The sequence below is a fragment of the Alphaproteobacteria bacterium genome, from assembly GCA_023898725.1.
Lineage (GTDB): Bacteria > Pseudomonadota > Alphaproteobacteria > JAUHZC01 > JAUHZC01.
Genome location: CP060236.1, coordinates 61,231 through 81,531 on the forward strand (window position 1 = coordinate 61,231; position 20,301 = coordinate 81,531).

The following is a 20,301-nucleotide window of genomic DNA, read 5'->3' on the forward strand; positions in this document are numbered from 1 at the left end:
TACACGATATTTCTATTGTTAATGAGCAGCCCAATTAATCGATTTGAGGTCAATTCCTTCTTGTGCCATTTCCCACAAAGGGCTCATTTTTCGTAAATGCTGCACGACCCGTACAATCTGATCGAGAGCACTGTCAACATCATCACGTGTTGTAAAACGGCCCAACCCAATACGCAACGATGTATGCGCCAACTCTTCATCAACACCAAGCGCACGCAACACATAAGAGGGCTCGAGGGATGCAGAAGTACAGGCAGAACCCGATGATACAGCAAGATCTTTAATGCCCATCATTAACCCCTCTCCCTCAACATAGGCAAAGCTTACATTCATGTTTCCGGGGATACGCCTATCAGCGTCCCCATTCATATAGACTTCAGGCAATGATGCCTGCAAGCGCTCCCACATGTACTGATACATTCCCCGTAAGCGCTCATTTTCTGAGCCCATTTCAGCCTGTGCAATGTCACATGCAACCCCCAGTCCTACACATAAGGGTGTGGGGAGTGTTCCAGAGCGCATACCCCTTTCCTGACCTCCCCCATGAATAAGTGCTTTGAGGCGCACACGGGGTTTGCGGCGCACATATAGTGCCCCAATACCCTTAGGACCATAGATCTTGTGGCCAGACAAGCTGAGTAAATCAATGTGCATGGCCTCCACATCCAACGGGATTTTTCCAACAGCTTGAGCCGCATCTGTATGAAAAAGAATGCCGCGCTCCCGACAGAGAGCACCAATTTCCGCAATGGGTTGAATCACGCCAATTTCATTGTTCACCGCCATGATCGAAACAAGCGCTGTATCTGGCGTTATAGCGTCGCGCAGGGCATCCAAAGCGATAATGCCATTAGTTTGAACCGGCAAATAGGTCACACGAAAGCCTTCTTGCTCTAAGTGACGGGAAGAATCGAGAACACATTTGTGTTCCGTAACGCACGTAATAAGATGTTTTTTTTCAGCCTTACCAAAGTTCATAACACCCTTAAGGGCTAAATTGTTTGATTCTGTTGCTCCTGATGTAAATACGACTTCGCGTGGGTTCGCTCCAATCAAAGCAGCTACCCGGCTGCGGGCCTGCTCAATAGCTTCCTCGGCACGCCATCCATAGATATGATTGCGCGAATGAGCATTACCGAAATCCTCATAGAAATAGGGCATCATTGCTTCAACCACCCGGGGATCACAAGGGGTCGTCGCCTGATAATCCAAGTAACGCACACCATTAATGTGAGTATTCGGGACAGACAGTTTAGCAATATGTACGGGTTTCATGGGTTTCTCTTTCCTGTTTTGTGTAGTCATTATGCCACCTGACTGTAGGAGGCAGTTGTGTCTGCGTGTTGTATAATTTTTTGCGTGACAGCCAAAAATGTGTTGATCTCGGTGAGAGAGGATCTCCAGCCTAAACTGACGCGCACGGTATCCTGGCGAGTATAACCCATGGCTTGTAACACCTGTGATGTCTCAACTTTTCCTGAAGAACACGCCGAACCTGCGCTAACACTGATGCGGTTCAAATCATATTGCATAACTAATGTTTCACTCCGCATGCCAGGAAAACCCAAAACTGTCGTGTTGGGAAGACGTGGCTCAGAAATTGCCAAAACATGGGCACCCAACTCCTCTGCACCGCGCTCAAGCTGATCACGCAAAAGCGCAACCCGCTCCCAAGAAACCTCTGCGATTTCAGTGATTGCTGCACCAAACCCAACAATGCCCAGTAAATTTTCTGATCCTCCGCGACGGCGGCGTTCTTGTCCGCCCCCACGATGCATCACACAGAGCGGACCGTCTACAGGCACAATAAGGGCACCAACACCTGCAGGTCCTCCGATTTTGTGCGCTGAAATCGTCATGTAATCCACACCTAGTACACGCATATCTACAGGAATTTTGCCAAAGGCTTGTACAGCATCGCAATGCACCGCACACCCATATTGATGGGCAAGCATCGCCACTTCCTGCACAGGCTGAATAGCACCAGTTTCATTGTTCGCAAGCATCACCGACACCAACTTATACCGACCTGTCTTCAGTTTTGTCGCCAGATCATCCCTATCAATCACACCCTGTGCGGTCACCATAATCGCCTCAGCTTGGGGAAAAACACGCGCAACGGATGCATGCTCAATGGCACTAACCAAAACCTCGTGGGGGGCAAAACTTTGCAAAGCAAGGTTATTCGCTTCCGTGCCAGAAGATGTAAAAACAACACTCGCCGGATGGCAGTTCACGTGTGTGGCAACGGTGTGACGAGCAGCCTCAATATAGGCACGGGCCTGGCGTCCACACGTATGTACAGATGAGGGATTTCCAACGGAATCCATGGCATGACGCATGGCATTTTTTACTGCCGGAAACAACGGGGTCGTTGCATTATAGTCACAGTAAATCATGCGCTACAAACCCCTTTTGCCAGGCAGCCCTGCACAAGATTCTCACACCCTAAGGAAGACGTAAGTTCTTCAGGAAACTGTACAGATTGTGGCGGAAGAATATCCAGCAAAGAGGTAGCCCGGAAAAAATGCCGGACGTGATCCCCGAGTTTCTCCCACACGTTATGGGTCATGCACTTAGCCGACGTACCATTGCATGTCGTGTGAACCGAATCTACACCGCATCCTGTTGTTTTGATGGCATCATCAACAGCATACAACACATCCAGCAGGGAAATATCACCTCCCGGACGGCCCAACGTAAAGCCTCCTTGAAATCCTCTTGCGCTTTGTACCAAGCCCTTACGGCGTAGCTTTACAAAGAGTTGCTCAAGATAAGGCAACGGCATGTGATGACGATCCGCAATGTCGGCCAAACTCACAGGCCTTGATCCGGCAAAAACGGCAAGATCTACCATGGCTGTGACGGCATATCGACTTTTAGCACTTAACCGCATAAGATCACTCTCATTTCTTGTATTCGTAAATTCACATGGCAATTTGCGAATGGTTATGGTAGTTTTTTTCTGTCTTGTCTTGTAAGAGTTAAAAAAGAACATATCTTAATCGATAAGATATTTTGTACTATACAATCATGACTGAAATAGTCAAGATTGATTTTCTGCCCATCGCATGCCGCCCTGCATGCTAACGAATTGTAAGGATACCGAATGCCTGAAATGTTTATCGCTGGCCCTGAAGGTCGTATCGAAGCACGTTATTTTCCTCAACCCAGACCAAATGCACCGGTTGCTCTTATTCTTCATCCCCACCCTCAAAATGGGGGCAACATGAATACGAAGATTACTTTTGCCCTTTACAAATCGTTCGTTGAGCTTGGCTTTAATGTGTTGCGCTTTAACTTTCGGGGTGTGGGGCGTTCCGAGGGTCTATTTGACGGTGGTGAGGGTGAACTCACAGATGCGGCAACACTGATGGACTGGCTACAGGCCAAAAACCCCGATGCACCAGCTACATGGGTTGCAGGGTTTTCATTTGGATCATGGATCGGGATGCAGCTCTTAATGCGACGCCCAGAAATTGCCGGGTTTGTTTCCGTAAGCCCCCCTGCTAATACCTATGATTTCAGCTTCTTAGCCCCATGTCCTGTTTCTGGTATGGTTGTTCACGGCACGCGCGATGCTGTCGTACCAGCATCGAGTATTGCTGGATTATTGAATAAACTTGCCTTGCAAAAGAACATCACCGTAACCCACAAAAGCGTTGAGGGTGCTGATCATTTTTATGATGGACACACGGGAGTCCTCATGGATAGCATCAAAGATTACGTCTTGAACCAGCACAACCAAGAAGCAGCAGCGTTGCTGCGCGCCAAAGCAAGCTAAGTGGACCAAACGCCCCACCGCACTGCAAGCGCTATCAACAACCATACCGCGCCTATTTTCTGATTATACTCGGCTAGCGTTGACCACACCCATCGCTACTTGTTTGCAGGGAGCAGCCAGGTCTTTAGCCCACGATCACTATTTTAGTGGCGCATAAACGGTGCGACCCATACCCGAGCTGTTTTACGAGTAGGCGTATGATCCGCATCAATCGTTAGATTTCGTACCCCCCACACGAGCGCGTCCACCCGGTCAGGAGATTTCTTTTGCTCATCCCCATGAAAGGCAAGCATTTGCTTTTCAAGTGTTGGCAACGCACACGCATGAATTACCCGCTGCTGCATATACAACATAGCCACAGGGCTTGCCCGCACATATTTGCTCGTCGTTGCGCGCACTGACTTTACAGGAATATTGACCTGCATGCTGTGAAGAAGATCCTTCACCAAATCTCCCCCGTTATTAACCTCCGCGACAATCATGTCTGCTTTTATATCCCGCGCAACATCAATGACACGCTGCACCCATAGGGATGGTTGTGCACGCATACTGTGATCGCCAAGCACCCATACGCGCCCGTCAGAATCTTGACCAAGGCTTATTATGCCCGTTTCATCGGCATTTTCACCACCTGTTACCGAGGGATCAACGGCGACAATACGCCGTACCATAGGAGGTACTACATGACCTTCGGGAAGATGACGAATACAGTTTTTATTCCAAACATATGAATCTGATTCCACAAATTCCGCGTTGATTTCCTGACGCCCCAGGGCGGTATCTCCGTACATTCGCATAATTCCTTCAATAAAACAGCGCGGGAGATTGTTTTGATTATCAAGAGTGCTTCCCCGAGTAACATGCACAGAAGGATCATTGACCAAGTCTTTGAGGAATTCTTTTGGGCGCGGAGTTGTGGTAATAATCATGCGGGGATGATTTCCCACACGCAAACTAAAGCTGAGTTGTTCCCAAATATGGGTGATGTTGCGAAACTTGGCAAACTCATCAATCCATGCCGAATCAAACTGAGGGCCACGGAGACGTTCGTAGGTATAATCGGTAAATAACTCTGCCGTTGCACCGCAAGGCCATTCGAGCATACGGGCTTTCTTTTTATAAACAGGTCGGGAACTCTCAGGGCTCACCGTAATAATTCCACTTGCTCCATAAATCATCACATTTTCAATTTCTTGCTCTGTACGCCCCACAAGAGCAATGCGCCGAGACTTTCCGGTCCTCACCCACGCGATGATTGTTTCTGATCCTGTACGCGTCTTACCAAACCCCCGACCTGCAAGAATTAACCAGGCAAACCATTTACCTTCTGGAGGCAATTGCTCAGGGCGTGCAACATCACACCAGGTACGGTTCAGCCCATAACGCTGCAGTTCTAGGTCATTCTGAGGTACTGATGTATGGGGGGATAGTGCTGATTCATCTGTGGCTATCATGAGGTGAATTCTCTCTAAAATATAGGAAGCACCCTAGCGCAACTCCAACAAACTACCGAATTTTTTCGCATCCAGTGGCGTACGAAAACCCTCTTTGTGATGGCAAACAAAACAAAACTTTTAGGTCACCGGCCTTGGGCACCATAAGTGATTCACAGATCTGCGGAAGTATCACCCAACATTCCTTTGTTAATCCTCCACTGGATTTTTTGCAAAAATGTATCAGCCGCTCTATAATGCTGATACTCGCTAATAAAGACACCCCTACGATGAATATTACCATCCTTGCCATTGGCAAATGCAAAAATACAGCAATTGGCAGTCTTTGTGCCCATTATATTAAGAGGCTTTCATGGACACTTACTGTGGTAGAGGTCGTTCCCAAAAAAGAAGCTCCAACGCCTAATATACGCCAGAAACACGAAGCAGATCTCCTATTAAAGCACATAAAGACCGGCGATTATGTAATTGCTCTGGATAGCAGTGGCCAGCAGACAACAAGCGCGAAACTCGCAACCACCCTGGAGGAACTTTCTACCAGCCACGGGGCCTGTACATGGGTCATTGGCGGCGCAGATGGCCTTGACACGACAATTTTTGCTCGCGCCCAACACTGCATTTCCCTTGGACAAAACACCTGGCCGCATATGCTGGTGCGGGTTATGTTGGTCGAACAGATTTATCGAGCGCACCAAATTCTTGCGCGACATCCCTATCACCATTGATTTTTACGAAACAAGTTTTATATACCAATAAACATGACTGTGCATTGCATGTTATTACAGCTTGCAATTTTCACATAAATGGTATTGATATTAAAAGAAGCTTTTGTAATTTTATATACAATTATATAAGCAGTTTTTACCTAAGGATTACCCCTGATGTCTAATGACATGTTTGAGAATATTCGTTTGTGTCGTGGTGATATTTCTGAATTTTTCATTGCCAACGATTCCATAGCCATCGACACAGAAACCATGGGCCTGAACACCAGCCGGGATCGCTTGTGTGTGGTGCAGTTATGTGACAGCGCTGGCAACACAGAGGTTGTCCAAATTCTTCCGCATCATACCCCCTCCCGCTTGATTGCGCTGTTGCAAAATGCGGCCACTCAAAAGATTTTCCACTATGGGCGGTTTGATCTTGCAATACTGGCAACAAATCTTGGGGTTCGCGTTGAAAATGTGTACTGCACAAAAATTGCCTCTCGACTGGCACGCACATACACGAATCGCCACGGGTTGCGAGACCTTTGTCGTGAAATGTTGGCCATTGATCTCAACAAAGCAGAGCAATCTTCTGATTGGGGACGTGAGAATCTTACGGACACACAGGTTACCTACGCCGCCCAGGATGTTATCTATCTTCATAAACTGAAAGAGTCCTTGGATGTCATACTCCTGCGGGAAAAACGCATGGAGTTAGCGAAGGCTTGTTTTCATTTCCTTCCAACACGCGTATCTCTTGATCTTAGTGGGTTTGAAGATACTGAAATTTTTAATCATAGCTGAGATAGTACTCATGACATCTGCCGCAGGAAACCTATTAGAAAACAATCTTCTGCCTACACGAGAGCCCCAAGGGTTACCCACCATTCACGCGCACATTGCCGAAGGAAGGCGCGTCATCTCCCTTGAGGCAAAAGCACTCACAGAACTAAGTCACACACTTGACGTCTCATTTGGCGAAGCCGTTGAAGCCGTAAGCACCATCACGGGCCGTATTATTGTCACAGGCGTTGGAAAGTCAGGGCTGATTGGTGCAAAAATTGCTGCCACGCTTTCATCAACAGGGATGCCCGCACTGTTTGTCCATGCCGGCGATGCAAGCCATGGTGACTTAGGCATGATTACACCCAATGATGCCATTTTAGCCCTATCAAATTCAGGCGAAACCTCTGAGCTCGTGCACGTAATTAATTACGCCAAGCGCTTTGGCATTCTTCTCATTGCCATTACCCAAAATCCTCAAAGCACCTTAGCGAAGGCAGCACATTACTGTCTTCTTCTTCCCCAAACACCCGAAGCCTGTGGCTTGGGCGTTGCCCCCACGACAAGCTCAACAGCAACATTGGCACTGGGAGATGCTTTAGCTGTTGCTTTGCTGACGAAGCGGGGATTTTCTGTCAATGATTTTGGTGTTTTTCACCCCGGTGGAAGCTTGGGGCGACTGCTTGTGCGTGTAGATGCCTTAATGCACAAGGGCGAGCAACTTCCTGTATGCCACAAAGACACCCCCTTAAGTGAGGCATTAATCACTATGACACGCAAACGGCTGGGGTGTGTGGGCGTTCTTGATGATGAGGGACGTTTGATTGGGATCATCACAGACGGAGACTTGCGCCGCCATATGTCCAAAGACCTTCCCACACACCCTGCGCATAAAGTCATGACACCAAGCCCTAAAGTTGCCCACCCTAAGCAATTAGCCAATGAAGTTCTCCTGACCCTCAACAAATATAAAATCACCAACATATTTGTGGTTGACAGTACGACCTACAAGCCTTTAGGAGTACTGCACATCCACGACTTTTTAGGGCAGTCCAGGAAATAAAACATGCATGACTTTCGTACCATCGCCATCTTCGGAACTAAGATACTGCTCTTGGGTGCAGCCTGTGCTCTTGCCGCTTTCATGGTTCTTTGGCCTTACTTTTGCCCCAGCTCACGCTATGAGGTTACAGAAATTACTCATGGATCTCTTGATCCAAACGATCAAGCAACAGTTATTGGGACCTTCGTCGAAGACAATGCAACCACCTCCTCTGTATCATCGAATACCGAACACCCATCCACAGAGCCCGAAAGTGACCTTGAAGAAGGGGAAATGCTTTTTCAGGGAAAAACCCAACTCATCCTGGCGCCACGCTCATGAATACACTGGCCTATCCTTCTGTTTTGCGAATGGTTCTGTCTAGCATTTTTCTGTGCGGAGCTATTTACGCAACAACACAAGACGCCAAAAGTGATGATGGAGTTACCATTAACGCAGACGAAAGCGTACGCTGCAAGAAAGATAACCGTACATGCCTAGCAAAGGGAAATGTTCGCCTCAAAAAAGGGACGGAAGAATTTAAAGCCCAGGCAATAAAGGCCCAGTTTACTGATCAACAGGCCCTGTCTTCTGCCGATGCAAAAGGTGATGTTTCGTTTGGAAATGAGCGTTTCTACACGCAGACACAAGCAGCACATTATAGCGCTGATACCAATGAACTTACAGCCACTGGTGCCCATAGCAAGGTGATAGATTTACAGAAAAATCACGCTATAGAGGCTGATAAAATCCATATTACCTTTGATGAGAACCATGGCAACCACCCAACTCCTAAGGATCTGCGTGAAGCCACTGCCACCAAAAATGTCTCTGTTCGCACGCCGACTGACCATGTATCCGCAGATACTGCCTTCTATTGCGCCAAAACAGGCGCTATCAGAGCTGCGGGACACGTTGTTATCACACGCAAGGACGGATGCCTGCAAGCACATACAGCAACAGGAAACCTCACGCACAAAACCTACACGGCTGGATCACCGCCTCCTCACACACCTAAAGCTTCGGGCGTGTCGTCAAAAAAAGCCCCGAAAGAACCCGTGTACGGAATCTTTTTTCCCACACCCAAACCCCCCGAACAAAAGTTACGCTCATGACCCATCCACACATTGATCATGACAAGAAGCATGATCTTGTCGCCTATCATATTCGTAAGATTTATGGAAATCGCCCCGTGGTACGGGATGTCAGCATCCATGTGAAACGGGGTCAAATCGTTGGCCTTCTCGGGCCAAATGGTGCTGGAAAAACAACCACATTTTCTGCTATATCCGGACTAACCTCACCCACATCGGGGAAGGTGTACCTTGATGGCATGGACATCACCAATTTTCCCATGTATCGACGGGCACGGATGGGCATTGGGTATCTCCCCCAAGAGTCTTCGGTATTTCGTTCAATGTCTGTTGCTGATAACATTAGTTGCGTTTTGGAGTACGTGGAACCAAACGCAGAACGACGCCTTGATAGGCTTGAGCAGCTACTTGGTGAGTTTTCAATTGATCATCTGCGTAATTCCAAGGCCAATACGCTGTCAGGAGGTGAGCGCAGACGTGTAGAGATCGCACGGGCATTGGCGGCATCACCAAAGTTTCTCTTATTTGACGAGCCTCTCGCAGGCATAGACCCCATTGCCGTTTATGATATTCGCCACCTGGTCCATTGTTTGAAAGCCCAAGATATGGGGATTTTGATTACGGATCATAACGTACGTGATACGCTTGCAATCGTTGACTATGCCTACATCATTGCAGAAGGGCGGATTCTCGCTCAGGGCAAACCGGATGATATTATAAGCGATCCCGAGGTTCGTCGTGTGTATCTTGGACAAACTTTTCATTCCTGACAAAACGTTTAGATAACGAATTGTGCTTCTTGTTTTGGCTCTGTGTCGCGCATGGCTTATATGCAAAATATGTGTGTTAGTGATTGCACTTGGTATCTGAATACGGTAGATATGGTGATTATATTTGGAGGAACAGATGAATATCCATATTGCCGGAAAACACATGGACACAGGGGATGCTTTTGCGACCCACGTGAAAACAAGTTTTATGCATTTGAGTGAAAAATTCGGGATTAGTCCCGTTGATATATCCGTAACGATTTCAAAACCTGACCACACCGTTCGATGCGATGTGCAAGCAAATTTGAGTCGCGGAGCGCACGCACGCTGTCACGAAACTGCCCCTGATGCGCATGCTGCTTTTGATCGCTGTTACCACAAACTTGAGCGAATTTTTAAGAAACACAAAGGCCGCATCCGCGCCCACCACCATGCACACGACGTCGAAGTACGCCAGCAAAAAGCTTCTCAGTACATTTTTGATATGATAACCGAAGGAGCCGAAGAAGAAACAGATAACCCTGCAATCATTGCAGAAAATGATATTCACATCCCCCACCTCAGTGTTGCAGAGGCTGTTATGCGGATGGAACTCGCACACGAAGATTTTTTCGTGTTCTACAATCGCAGCAATGACATGCTGAATGTTTTACACCGTCGGGCGGATGGTAATATTGGGTGGATTGACTCACAAGCATAAGGCTTCTTTTTTATCGCCCACAGAGATGCATAAAAAAGCACGAAAGAAAATTTCCTGTGGGCCTAACGAAAAGTACCCCTACACGTGACTTTGCATTTTCACGAGGGGGGGGAGATGAAAGTCACACAAGAGTTTATGAGGTGTAGATGATGACCTTAGCTCGTGGAAAATTTGTTGTACCCAAGGTTAAAAAAAAGAGTATATTCTGTCTTTTAATAGGACTTGTTTGTTGTTTTTACACCCCTGAGGCAGGAAATCACAGGTATCCTCTTTTCTGGATCTTTGGATAAAAAGGGTATCTTCTTTGCTGTTGCGCCTACCTTGCAAACGCTTTGCTAATATCGCGCGATTTAGCCGTGGTGGAAATGCCTAATATTTCTCTTACGCGTCGTGTGCCACAAAGATTTTTTTTGACAAAAAATTGGCAAGTCCCAATTGACCTTTTGTGAAGCAGGCAGTATTGATTTTTATACAAATCAAACCACTTCTTTACATGTTTTTTCTTGAGGCATTTCTGCGAATCCAACAGGTATCACGCACCCACGACACACACGTGCTACCTGTCCTTGTCAGCATGGCGTTTTTTGCTGTTAGCATTCTATTTTTTGTCACAAAGGCATCTCCACAATTTGATTTTATCTGGTTGTTTTTAGGAATATGTCCCCTGATTGGGTTCGCAACTGCCGCTTATCTTGGCCTTACAAAACCCAAGCAATCATGGGGGTTTCATATCAGTATTGGTATCGGAGTAGGGCTTTTGGTGAATTACTTTATTGGGCTTTTTTTTAATAGCACCGTACCACCTTCAGTGGCTAACTATGTTCTTTTTACCCTATCCGTGGGTAGTTTTCTGGGTGGGGGATTAGTACGTGCAGCACACACAATCATGTGCCACATTCCTCAGCCCAATTTTTCGTTGTTGCGTTCCAAACACGTGTGGGAACATACGCTATTACCCTTAATCGCGGGGCTTGTGACGCATTTACTCACTAGTGGGCACTAGTGCTCTTTTGGGACTTAGGAAAAACACGTGGCTGATTGTCTTTTCTTTTGACTATGACAGACGACTAATTTAGTGTAGCCACAGGTATTATGACAGTTCAGGTTTACGAAAAAGATGGTATATCGCCTGCTTAACATATTTTCGGTGCTCGTTTTTGTGGGGCTCTCTGGATGCGCTACGAAGGTCCAGCCCTATGAAGAAAAATCGGTGAATCATTTTTATAATCAGGGACTGGAATTTTTGCGATCAAGGGACTACGCCGAAGCCGCTAAGCAATTTACAGAACTCGAACGCCAGCACCCCTATTCGTTATGGGCCGCACGTGGCCAGGTACTAATGGCGTATGCGTACTATGAGAATCAAAACTATGCCAGTGCCGTGGAAAGTATCCAAAGTTTTTTACAGTTGTATCCTGGGCATGAGGATGCCCCCTACATGCACTACTTATTAGGAATGGCCTACTATGAGCAAGTGCCTATTGTCCCCCGCGATCAGGATCTAACACGTAAGGCCCTCACAAGCTTTCAAGGTCTCATCACACAGCATGCTGACACGATGTATGCCCGGGATGCTACCTTCAAGCTTGAATTATTGCGCGACCACTTGGCTGCTGCCGAACTAGATGTTGCCCGCTTTTATTTGAATAAATCTGCCTATATCGCCTCTATCCGTGGCTTGCAAAGGGTTATCCGCAATCATAGCAAAACCCGTCACGCCGAAGAAGCCTTGCATCGCCTGGTCGAGTGCTATGTTGCGCTGGGAATGACGAATGACGCTGTGCGCACGGCTGCCATACTGCAGCACAACTACCCTAAAAGTCCTTGGTATGCTGACTCCTACTATTTGCTAAAGGGCATTGATTTGCGCACAAAAGAACACAAGGGAGAGGGCAAATCCTGGTTTGCATCAGTCTTTACATCCGCCCCCACCAAATCATCAAAAGGACATCAATCCTAGAGACTGCTGTATGATGCCAAAGCAAGGGATTTTTGTGAGAACAATGATGGCAAACCACAGCAATAATCAGCTTAACCGTGCCTTTCGGCTGGACATATGTGCTTCTGTTATCAACGCGGTTGTCTGGTCATGTTCTTTACGTTTCCGGGGGGCTTTGAATGCTTAGCCATCTGCACATCACAAATTTTTTACTCATCAAAGAAGCGGATATAGATTTTTATCCGGGATTCACTGTTATTACAGGTGAAACTGGGGCAGGAAAGTCGATGGTTATGCACGCTATCAACTTTATCTGCGGAATGAAAATAACCCGAGAGATTATCGCCCCTTATGCGACAAAAGCACAGGTAAGCTGCACATTTACACAAACTATTCCGAACGCTGTACGGGAACACCTTGATGCACTCGATATTATCTGTATGGACACACTAACCGTACGCCGCAGTCTTGATACTACAGGAAAATCACGCGTTTTTCTTAATGATACACCGGTCACACAACAGGTTTTAAAAACCATAGCTCCCCATTTTTTTCATATTCATGGACAATTTGACACAATGTTTGACCCCGGATCTCAACGGGATTTCCTGGATATATTTGCCGGATTACAAGACGAGGTAGCAGGCACACGCACGGCTTTTTCTGCATGGATAACGTTGCAGTCTGCCCTGGATAAACGTATTGCTGACCAGCAAGCCTTGCACGCACAAGCGGATTATCTTATCCATGTGCTGAGTGAACTTGATGCGATAAAGCCCTTAGCCAATGAAGAATCTGATTTACTTGCCACACGACAAAAAATTTTGCAACGTGGGCGACTCCGGGAAACATTCGTAAAAATTGAGCAGCTAATCAGTGGAGAGAACGGCATCTACGACAGCATCAATGCCCTTATTCGTCATGTGGATCGCTTGGTCGATAGTTTTCCTGAAATGAATGAGCATCATGCCGGGATGAACATAGCCAGTGATCATCTTGCACGCCTTGAACAAACGGTGGTTCAGCATGCCCGTAAGGAGCCAACAGATGATGATATTGAGCACCTCGACGAACGCCTTGGTCATATTCGCAATCTTGCACGCAAACATCGTATGTCTGGTGACGAGCTTCACACCGTGCATGAAAAATTCACCCGAGATCTAGCCACACTCCAACACGCAGAGATCGAAGAAAAAGACTTGCGCGCACAAACTGAAAAGGCAAAGCATCACTACATGACACTTGCGCGGGCTCTTCATAAAAAGCGTGTAGATGCTTCTTATACTTTGCGTCAAGAAATGCTTAAAGAACTCCCTCCCCTAAAACTTGAAAAAGTAGACTTCCGGATTGACCTCACGGAACTACATGAAAATCAAGCAACAAGCACCGGTGTGACGCATGTCAGTTTTATGGTGCGCACAAATCCAGGTCTCCCTTTTGGTAAGCTTAATGAGATTGCATCCGGTGGTGAACTGAGCCGCTTTATGTTGGCACTAAGGGTTGTGTTGCGCCAAAACAATGGCGCACAGATGCTCGTTTTTGATGAAATTGATGCCGGCACGGGAGGTTCTGTAGCAAGCGCAATCGGTAAGCGCCTCCACCGCCTGAGTATTGACCAGCAAGTTCTTGCAATCAGTCATGCTCCCCAAGTTGTGGCCTGTGCCCAGACACACTTATGCTTGCACAAAACCCACGAAGCCGCAGACACGCAAACGCACATCGTGCATCTGGACTCCACCCATGATCGTATGATGGAAATTGCCCGAATGTTGGCCGGGGACCATATTACTGATGCAGCCAAACAGGCAGCAGCAGAACTTTTAACAAAAGCTGAATCTGGAAAACAGGAACCCAACCATCCGTGAAATCTGGCCTCTCCCCTTATAGCACCTACACCCCTGAGGAACTCACCCGGGATCAAGCAATCCAAGAACTTGCCTATCTCGAAAAGCAAATTCGCTATCATAATGAACGCTATCATCGTGATGACGCACCGGAAATATCGGATGCTGCTTTTGATGCTCTTATGCACCGCAACACTACTATTGAAAAACTTTTTCCTGATTGCGTGCGTGCAGACTCTCCCAGTATTAAGGTAGGTGCGCCCATCAGTGATATTTTTACAAAAGCGGCGCACCTGGAACCCATGCTCTCGCTTGACAATGCCTTCTGCGCCGAGGACTTACAGACCTTTATCACACGTATTCAGCGGTTTTTGAATACAGACACCTCGTATGATTGCGTCGTTGAGGCCAAGTACGACGGACTTTCCGTGGCTCTTCGCTATGAACAAGGGGTTCTTGTTCGTGGTACCACACGCGGAGACGGCCGTGTTGGTGAAAATGTTACACCTAATGTTCGTACCATTAATACGATACCACACACGCTAAGAACAGCGACACCCCCACCAGTGATCGAAATACGCGGGGAAGTTTTTATGAATCGCCATGATTTTATAGAGTTAAATACACGACGCACCGCCGCCACAGAGCCTGTTTTTGCCAACCCTCGTAATGCTGCCGCAGGATCCCTACGCCAACTAGACGAACGCATTACCGCATCACGCCCCCTCACGTTTGTAGCGTACTCTTGGGTAGAGCCTGAAAAAAATACGACGACCTCCACCCAACGGGCCTTGCTCGATCAACTACAGACATGGGGGTTTCCTATATGCCCCCTGACGCGGGTCTGCCACACGAAAGAGGCAATCATGCGTAGGTACGCAGAAATGGGGGAAAAACGCGCAGATCTTCCTTTTGAAATTGATGGCCTGGTTGTTAAGATCAACAACCTCGACATCCAGCGCCGTCTGGGCAGTGTTGGGCGCAGTCCCCGCTGGGCAATTGCGATCAAATTTCCCGCGGAACAAGGTATTACACGGATTACTGCTATTACGATTCAGGTGGGGCGCACAGGAGTTTTGACCCCTGTTGCCACGCTTGAACCAATTGGGATTGGCGGTGTGGTGGTACAACGGGCAAGCCTTCATAACGCCGATGAGATTGCCCGAAAAAATCTTTTTGTAGGAGCACGCGTTATCGTACAGCGCGCAGGAGATGTCATCCCCCAAGTTGTTGGATTAAGCCAAAGTTCTGATACACATAAACACCCAGATTCCCCTGTCTTCCAGATGCCCCATGAGTGCCCCGTATGTCAAAGCCCCATCCACAAAGACCCCCAAAAGGTTGCATACCGTTGCACAGGGGGATTGCGGTGCGGTGCCCAGCGGTTGGGGCGATTTATTCATTTTATCTCCAAAGGTGGTTTTAATATTGATGGCTTTGGGGAACGTCACGTGAAAGACTTTATTGATCGGTCTCTCATCGCAACACCCGCGGACATTTTTACCCTACGCAGCCAACAAACCGCAACACTCACACCCCTTGCGCATCTACCGGGATGGGGTGTAACATCTGCTCAGAATCTTTTCGCGGCCATTGACGATGCACGTCATGTGCCTTTTAATCGCTTCATTTATGCCCTTGGAATTCCTAGTGTCGGAGAACGAACCGCGAAACTATTGGCACAACGCTATGAAACTCCAGAATACCTCGCTGAACTTTTTGACCAGCTGATCACATCAGAAACTGCCCACCGCGCAGCAGAAGACCTTATGAGCATTGATGGAATTGGAGAGGCCGTATGCGGTGACGTACGTACATTTTGGGCCGAGCCCTCAAATAAAAAGCTGTTCCAGGACTTATGCACCCATGTTACGGTAAAACCTCATACGCAGATTTCCCATACAACCGAACTTGCAGGAAAAACTATTGTCTTCACCGGGACACTGAAGCACCACACGCGGGCCGAAGCCAAGACCATTGCCGAACGTATGGGACTAACGGTCGGAAGTTCGGTATCAACGCAAACGCATTTTGTGGTCGTGGGTGAAGCACCTGGCTCAAAAGCAAAAAAAGCCCATGAATTAGGGATCACTATTAGTGAGGACGCATGGTTGGCACTCATCCGCACGCACGATTCGTAACTGACGAAGTTCTGCATCGCTTGTTTGCTCCTCTGCAAACGCTTCCCAAAGTAGGGATAAAAACAGCTGAAACTCTCCATAGGTTGGATATTTTTACTCCACGTGATTTGCTGTTTCACCTGCCAACAGGTGTCCAGATCCATCGTGTGATTACGACGCCTACGTTTGTTAGTCCTGGGGAATCCATTATTCTTCCCTGTACAGTTATCAAACACCCGACGGGCTTTTCCAGGCTATCACGGCGTATTCCTGCCAAAGTCTTAGTCGAAAGCCCTTTAGGCCTTCTACAACTCGTTTTTTTTCAAGGATTTCCTTCCTACATCAAAAGTCAGTTTCCGCTTCACCAAACAGTAGTAATTGCGGGCACTCCGGAACGGGTGCGTGAGGTGTGGCAAATTACTCACCCAACTGTTATGCCATCACAATATCTTCAGAAAAAAAACCTGATAGAGGCCATCTACCCTCTGACACAAGGGTTACGCGCCACAGTTTTGCGTAATCTTATTCAGCATGTATTAGGATTCTTTCCGTGGGACAATGTCAGAGATAGTGAATGGCTTAATCCTGATATGTGCGCCAAACACAACTGGCCACTTTTTGGAGAAGCGCTGTGGAGCGCGCACCATCCCGTCACCCTTGAGGATTGTTCCTCCTCATCTCCTGCACGGAAACGATTAGCCTTTGACGAAGCCCTCATGTATCAGTATTACCTGCAAAATATCCGCGCCACAGGAAAAACACACTCTGGTTATGCCTTTGTGACACATCGCCAGAACCATATCCGCTTACTCGAAGCAATGCCCTTTGCCCTTACATCGTGTCAAGAAACGGCGATAACCGAAATTCACAATGACATGGCAAAACCCTATCCCATGCGACGGTTACTGCACGGAGACGTAGGAAGTGGCAAAACGGCTGTAGCTGCTGCAACGATCATGCAAGCACTGAGCCATGGAAAAAATGCGTGCCTTCTTTCCCCCACAGAAATTCTTACCAAACAACATATCCGTACCTTTCAAAACTGGTTTTTTCCTTTGGGGATTCGTGTTCACGGTGTCACGGGAAAAACATCACACGTGGATCGTTCTCGTATTCTTGCAACGTTAGTGGACTCTCCTGGATCACACATTGTGATTGGTACCCATGCCCTGTTGCATGATGATGCGTGGCGAGCCTCCATGGGGGTGGTCGTGATTGATGAACAGCATCGGTTTGGTGTACGACAACGCATGCAGTTGTTAGCACAAACTCCCTCACCGGATGTCTTGATGATGTCCGCAACACCTATACCGCGTACGATGTTGTTAACAGTGTACGGTGATCTTAAAACGTCCGCTCTTAAAACAAAACCACAAGGACGCAAGGATGTGGAAACGCGCGTCATGTCTTGTGACCGCATTCATACAATTATTGAAAAACTTGGGGCGCTTCTTCGTTATGGAGAAAAAATTTTTTGGGTCTGTCCGCTCGTAGAAGAAAGTGAGCATATGGCCGTTATTGACGTGCACACCCGCTACGCTATTCTTGCCACCCATTTTGGTGAAGAAGCTGTTAGTCTCCTGCATGGTCGTATGAAACCGGAGGATAAAGACAGCATCTTTCTAAGATTTTCTCGGGGGGAGAGTAAAATACTTGTGGCTACATCTGTAATCGAAGTCGGTGTCGATGTACCAGATGCCAATGTGCTTATCATCGAAAATGCTGAGCGCTATGGACTTGCCCAATTACATCAACTGCGCGGGCGCGTAGGACGGGGAAATGCCCAAGCTGTGTGCATTTTACTCTACGGAGAAACCGTGTCCGCAACGAGCATGAGAAGGCTCACATTGCTACGAACATGTTTTGATGGATTTGCACTTGCAGAAGAAGATTTAAAGCTGAGGCAAGGCGGAGATGTTATCGGCACACAACAAAGTGGAAGCATTCGTTTTCGAATACTCAACCCCGAAGAACACCTCGCCTTAATGATAGAGGCACGAGCGTTGCTGGCCAATGAAACCCCTCCACAAAACCAAAGGGACCTTTGGCAAAAACCACACAGAGATAATCAAGGAATACCAGGGGTTTAAGAGATCAACGACCCAAAAAGGCACAACCGAACCTAAGAAAATTCCCATTCCACACGCATCTACCTTTCCTTTTTTATTGAATAAAAAGTGACATGATCACCAAGCTTGCACCTACAAAGAGCTGCACAAATGCATGATTAAACATTTCCATACCTCCATACCATCCGCCTTTATATCATCACGGCATTGGAAATATGTCAATATTAAATATCTATTTATCGTGTTACGCGTATGACATAATTCGATATTTGCCTATAAATTTGCGAAATTTTCCTGAAAGAAAAACGATTTTATATTAAATACTTGCGCGATATTCTGACAAGTTTCCCCTAAATTGCGTGACTTTTTGGTTGGAAACAACCCACAACTCATCAGCAACCGCATTAATCAGGTGTGCATCGTGAGAGACAAGCACCACGGCACCTGAAAATTCGTTCAACGCTAGCGCCAGTGAGTCACGCATTTCGATATCAAGATGGTTTGTAGGCTCATCCAAAATAAGTAAATTGGGACTATCAATACACAAACCACAAAATACCAGGCGCACCTTTTCTCCTCCTGAAAGCGAAGATAGTTGACGCGACACCATGTCTGTGTTGAAGCCAAAGCGCCCCAAATGAGCACGAATTTTGGTATCTCCTATGTCAGGGTTTAAGCGATGAATAATTTGATAGGGTGTAGCCGTTTGATCTAAGGTTTCATATTGATGTTGATCGAAATACCCTACGCGAATTTTATCGGAAATATATACGTTCCCCTTCAGAGGCTGAAGTTTTCCTGCCAAAAACTTCACAAATGTCGATTTCCCATTTCCGTTAGCGCCTAACAGAGCGATACGCTCTTCTGGATTAAGACCTCCTTTTAGATTTTTAAGCACTTCATGCTCACCGTATCCTAAAGTAAGTCCTTCAAAACGAACCATCGGCGGGGCAAGCACATCTGCCGTCGAAAACGCAAACTTTACTGTAGGATCTTCTGGTGTCATTTGAATGGGATTCAGTTTCTCCATCATTTTAATACGTGATTGTGCTTGTGCGGCCTTTGATGCTTTCGCACGAAAGCGATCCACAAATGATTGCAAATGCTGACGCTGGGATTCAATGCGGCGATTATACGATGCATCAGCCGCAAGCTGGGCCTTATAGTTGGTTTCAAACGTATCGTAATTTCCCTTATAATATTTTAGCTGACCTTTTTTAAGATGAAAGATGCCATCAACTATTCCATTCACAAAATCGCGTTCGTGGCTAATTAATAAAATTGCCCGTGGATATGTTTTTAAGAATCCCTCCAGCCATGTGGATGTCTCAAAATCCAAGTGGTTAGTTGGTTCGTCAAGCAACAATAAATCCGGAGATTGAAACAACGCGGCAGCAAGTGCTACCCGCATGCGCCAGCCTCCCGAGTAATGCTTCAAAGGCCGTGCCTGCATGTCTTTATCAAAACCAAGCCCTTTGAGAATTTCACCCGCACGTGCCTCAGCTGTATACGCATCAATATGAATTAAACGTTCATAAATATCACCCAAAAGATTTGGATCTTCGGTCGTTTCAAGCTTTTGCATCAGTTGCGTGCGCTCTGCATCGGACGCAATCACATAGTCCAAAACAGGCATATCTGTATCTGGAATATGCTGCTGTACCCAGCCAATTTTAATATCTTGGGGAATGGTAAGGTCACCGCTGTCACGCTCAAGTTCACTTAAAAGCAAGCGAAAGAGTGTTGATTTACCAGAACCATTACGCCCAACAAGGCCAATTTTCTGCTTCTCAGCCAAACGGAAACTTACCGAGTCAATAATTTTACGACCAGCGATATAGTAGTCAATATTTTGTGCAGTAATCATGAGTAACCTTTCACGTGTTAAAAATATCCCGAAACAATAACCTGCGCTTAATGCCAGTTTCTATATGACACAGGTGAGACAATTTGGGCACCTTGGCTGTACTCTTGTGCATACTACCGATAGCTAAC

General features: G+C 47.0%; 17 protein-coding genes and 2 pseudogenes. 14 read left to right on the forward strand and 5 right to left on the reverse strand.

Translation table 11 applies throughout. The annotated features are described in order from the left end of the window. Window positions 1–18 precede the first annotated feature (18 nt). The 3 genes and pseudogenes from H6849_00280 to H6849_00290 all read right to left on the reverse strand — a co-directional run bounded on the left by H6849_00280 (window position 19) and on the right by H6849_00290 (window position 2,998). The gene (locus tag H6849_00280) at window positions 19–1,275 is read right to left on the reverse strand and encodes an IscS subfamily cysteine desulfurase (GenBank protein ID USO01492.1); all 1,257 of its coding nucleotides are present in this window, start codon (window positions 1,273–1,275) and stop codon (window positions 19–21) included. A gap of 29 nt (window positions 1,276–1,304) precedes the next feature. After that, a pseudogene (locus H6849_00285) lies at window positions 1,305–2,408 on the reverse strand (cysteine desulfurase). An 86-nt stretch (window positions 2,409–2,494) separates the two neighbouring features. Beyond that, window positions 2,495–2,998 (reverse strand): annotated as a pseudogene (locus tag H6849_00290) (Rrf2 family transcriptional regulator). 111 nt (window positions 2,999–3,109) lie between these two features. Between H6849_00290 and H6849_00295 the strand changes: the two are divergent. Beyond that, window positions 3,110–3,784 carry an alpha/beta hydrolase gene (locus H6849_00295; protein USO01493.1) on the forward strand — a complete coding sequence of 225 codons (675 nt, stop codon included), beginning with the start codon at window positions 3,110–3,112 and terminating at the stop codon, window positions 3,782–3,784. Between the two features lie 143 nt (window positions 3,785–3,927). Here H6849_00295 and H6849_00300 read toward each other — a convergent pair whose 3' ends face one another. Beyond that, the gene (locus H6849_00300) at window positions 3,928–5,238 is read right to left on the reverse strand and encodes a DNA-packaging protein (GenBank protein ID USO01494.1); all 1,311 of its coding nucleotides are present in this window, start codon (window positions 5,236–5,238) and stop codon (window positions 3,928–3,930) included. A gap of 236 nt (window positions 5,239–5,474) precedes the next feature. Between H6849_00300 and H6849_00305 the strand changes: the two genes are divergently transcribed. The 13 genes from H6849_00305 to H6849_00365 all read left to right on the forward strand — a co-directional run bounded on the left by H6849_00305 (window position 5,475) and on the right by H6849_00365 (window position 18,327). Further along, the gene (locus H6849_00305) at window positions 5,475–5,963 is read left to right on the forward strand and encodes a 23S rRNA (pseudouridine(1915)-N(3))-methyltransferase RlmH (GenBank protein USO01495.1); all 489 of its coding nucleotides are present in this window, start codon (window positions 5,475–5,477) and stop codon (window positions 5,961–5,963) included. 168 nt (window positions 5,964–6,131) lie between these two features. Further along, a complete protein-coding gene (locus H6849_00310; GenBank protein ID USO01882.1) occupies window positions 6,132–6,749 on the forward strand; it encodes a ribonuclease D in 618 nt (205 codons plus the stop codon). 10 nt (window positions 6,750–6,759) lie between these two features. Beyond that, window positions 6,760–7,791, forward strand: coding sequence for a KpsF/GutQ family sugar-phosphate isomerase (locus tag H6849_00315; GenBank protein USO01496.1), 1,032 nt, complete (start codon window positions 6,760–6,762; stop codon window positions 7,789–7,791). Window positions 7,792–7,794: 3 nt separating this feature from the next. After that, window positions 7,795–8,112, forward strand: a complete 318-nt coding sequence (locus H6849_00320) for a hypothetical protein (GenBank protein ID USO01497.1) — start codon at window positions 7,795–7,797, stop codon at window positions 8,110–8,112. Then, the gene (locus H6849_00325; protein ID USO01498.1) at window positions 8,109–8,885 is read left to right on the forward strand and encodes a hypothetical protein; all 777 of its coding nucleotides are present in this window, start codon (window positions 8,109–8,111) and stop codon (window positions 8,883–8,885) included. Before H6849_00320 ends, H6849_00325 begins: the two co-directional genes overlap by 4 nt. Beyond that, window positions 8,882–9,634, forward strand: a complete 753-nt coding sequence (lptB, locus tag H6849_00330) for an LPS export ABC transporter ATP-binding protein (protein USO01499.1) — start codon at window positions 8,882–8,884, stop codon at window positions 9,632–9,634. The genes H6849_00325 and lptB overlap by 4 nt, the downstream gene beginning before the upstream one ends. A gap of 136 nt (window positions 9,635–9,770) precedes the next feature. Beyond that, entirely contained in the window at window positions 9,771–10,334 is a 564-nt protein-coding gene (raiA, locus tag H6849_00335) for a ribosome-associated translation inhibitor RaiA (protein USO01500.1), read from the forward strand. A gap of 460 nt (window positions 10,335–10,794) precedes the next feature. Beyond that, a complete protein-coding gene (locus H6849_00340) occupies window positions 10,795–11,337 on the forward strand; it encodes a hypothetical protein (protein ID USO01501.1) in 543 nt (180 codons plus the stop codon). A 114-nt stretch (window positions 11,338–11,451) separates the two neighbouring features. Continuing rightward, window positions 11,452–12,294 carry an outer membrane protein assembly factor BamD gene (locus H6849_00345; protein USO01502.1) on the forward strand — a complete coding sequence of 281 codons (843 nt, stop codon included), beginning with the start codon at window positions 11,452–11,454 and terminating at the stop codon, window positions 12,292–12,294. Window positions 12,295–12,304: 10 nt separating this feature from the next. Next, the gene (locus tag H6849_00350) at window positions 12,305–12,460 is read left to right on the forward strand and encodes a hypothetical protein (GenBank protein USO01503.1); all 156 of its coding nucleotides are present in this window, start codon (window positions 12,305–12,307) and stop codon (window positions 12,458–12,460) included. Continuing rightward, window positions 12,453–14,138 carry a DNA repair protein RecN gene (recN, locus tag H6849_00355; GenBank protein ID USO01504.1) on the forward strand — a complete coding sequence of 562 codons (1,686 nt, stop codon included), beginning with the start codon at window positions 12,453–12,455 and terminating at the stop codon, window positions 14,136–14,138. Before H6849_00350 ends, recN begins: the two co-directional genes overlap by 8 nt. Beyond that, a complete protein-coding gene (gene ligA / locus H6849_00360) occupies window positions 14,135–16,258 on the forward strand; it encodes an NAD-dependent DNA ligase LigA (protein USO01505.1) in 2,124 nt (707 codons plus the stop codon). The genes recN and ligA overlap by 4 nt, the downstream gene beginning before the upstream one ends. After that, entirely contained in the window at window positions 16,225–18,327 is a 2,103-nt protein-coding gene (locus H6849_00365) for an ATP-dependent DNA helicase RecG (protein ID USO01506.1), read from the forward strand. The genes ligA and H6849_00365 overlap by 34 nt, the downstream gene beginning before the upstream one ends. A 295-nt stretch (window positions 18,328–18,622) precedes the next feature. On the opposite strand, the gene H6849_00370 is transcribed toward H6849_00365, so the two are convergent. Next, complete coding sequence (locus H6849_00370; GenBank protein ID USO01507.1) at window positions 18,623–20,173, reverse strand: ABC-F family ATP-binding cassette domain-containing protein; 1,551 nt, start codon at window positions 20,171–20,173, stop codon at window positions 18,623–18,625. Between the last annotated feature and the right edge of the window lie 128 nt (window positions 20,174–20,301).

Bases quoted from the DNA above. Each gene is read 5' to 3' on its own strand.
- H6849_00350 (USO01503.1), top strand. From the start codon at position 12,305: ATGATGCCAAAGCAAGGGATTTTTGTGAGAACAATGATGGCAAACCAC.
- H6849_00280 (USO01492.1), bottom strand. From the start codon at position 1,275: ATGAAACCCGTACATATTGCTAAACTGTCTGTCCCGAATACTCACATT.
- H6849_00315 (USO01496.1), top strand. From the start codon at position 6,760: ATGACATCTGCCGCAGGAAACCTATTAGAAAACAATCTTCTGCCTACA.
- H6849_00370 (USO01507.1), bottom strand. From the start codon at position 20,173: ATGATTACTGCACAAAATATTGACTACTATATCGCTGGTCGTAAAATT.
- H6849_00295 (USO01493.1), top strand. From the start codon at position 3,110: ATGCCTGAAATGTTTATCGCTGGCCCTGAAGGTCGTATCGAAGCACGT.
- H6849_00320 (USO01497.1), top strand. From the start codon at position 7,795: ATGCATGACTTTCGTACCATCGCCATCTTCGGAACTAAGATACTGCTC.
- H6849_00300 (USO01494.1), bottom strand. From the start codon at position 5,238: ATGATAGCCACAGATGAATCAGCACTATCCCCCCATACATCAGTACCT.
- H6849_00365 (USO01506.1), top strand. From the start codon at position 16,225: ATGGTTGGCACTCATCCGCACGCACGATTCGTAACTGACGAAGTTCTG.
- H6849_00345 (USO01502.1), top strand. From the start codon at position 11,452: ATGGTATATCGCCTGCTTAACATATTTTCGGTGCTCGTTTTTGTGGGG.
- lptB (USO01499.1), top strand. From the start codon at position 8,882: ATGACCCATCCACACATTGATCATGACAAGAAGCATGATCTTGTCGCC.
- H6849_00310 (USO01882.1), top strand. From the start codon at position 6,132: ATGTTTGAGAATATTCGTTTGTGTCGTGGTGATATTTCTGAATTTTTC.
- H6849_00305 (USO01495.1), top strand. From the start codon at position 5,475: ATGCTGATACTCGCTAATAAAGACACCCCTACGATGAATATTACCATC.
- raiA (USO01500.1), top strand. From the start codon at position 9,771: ATGAATATCCATATTGCCGGAAAACACATGGACACAGGGGATGCTTTT.
- H6849_00325 (USO01498.1), top strand. From the start codon at position 8,109: ATGAATACACTGGCCTATCCTTCTGTTTTGCGAATGGTTCTGTCTAGC.
- recN (USO01504.1), top strand. From the start codon at position 12,453: ATGCTTAGCCATCTGCACATCACAAATTTTTTACTCATCAAAGAAGCG.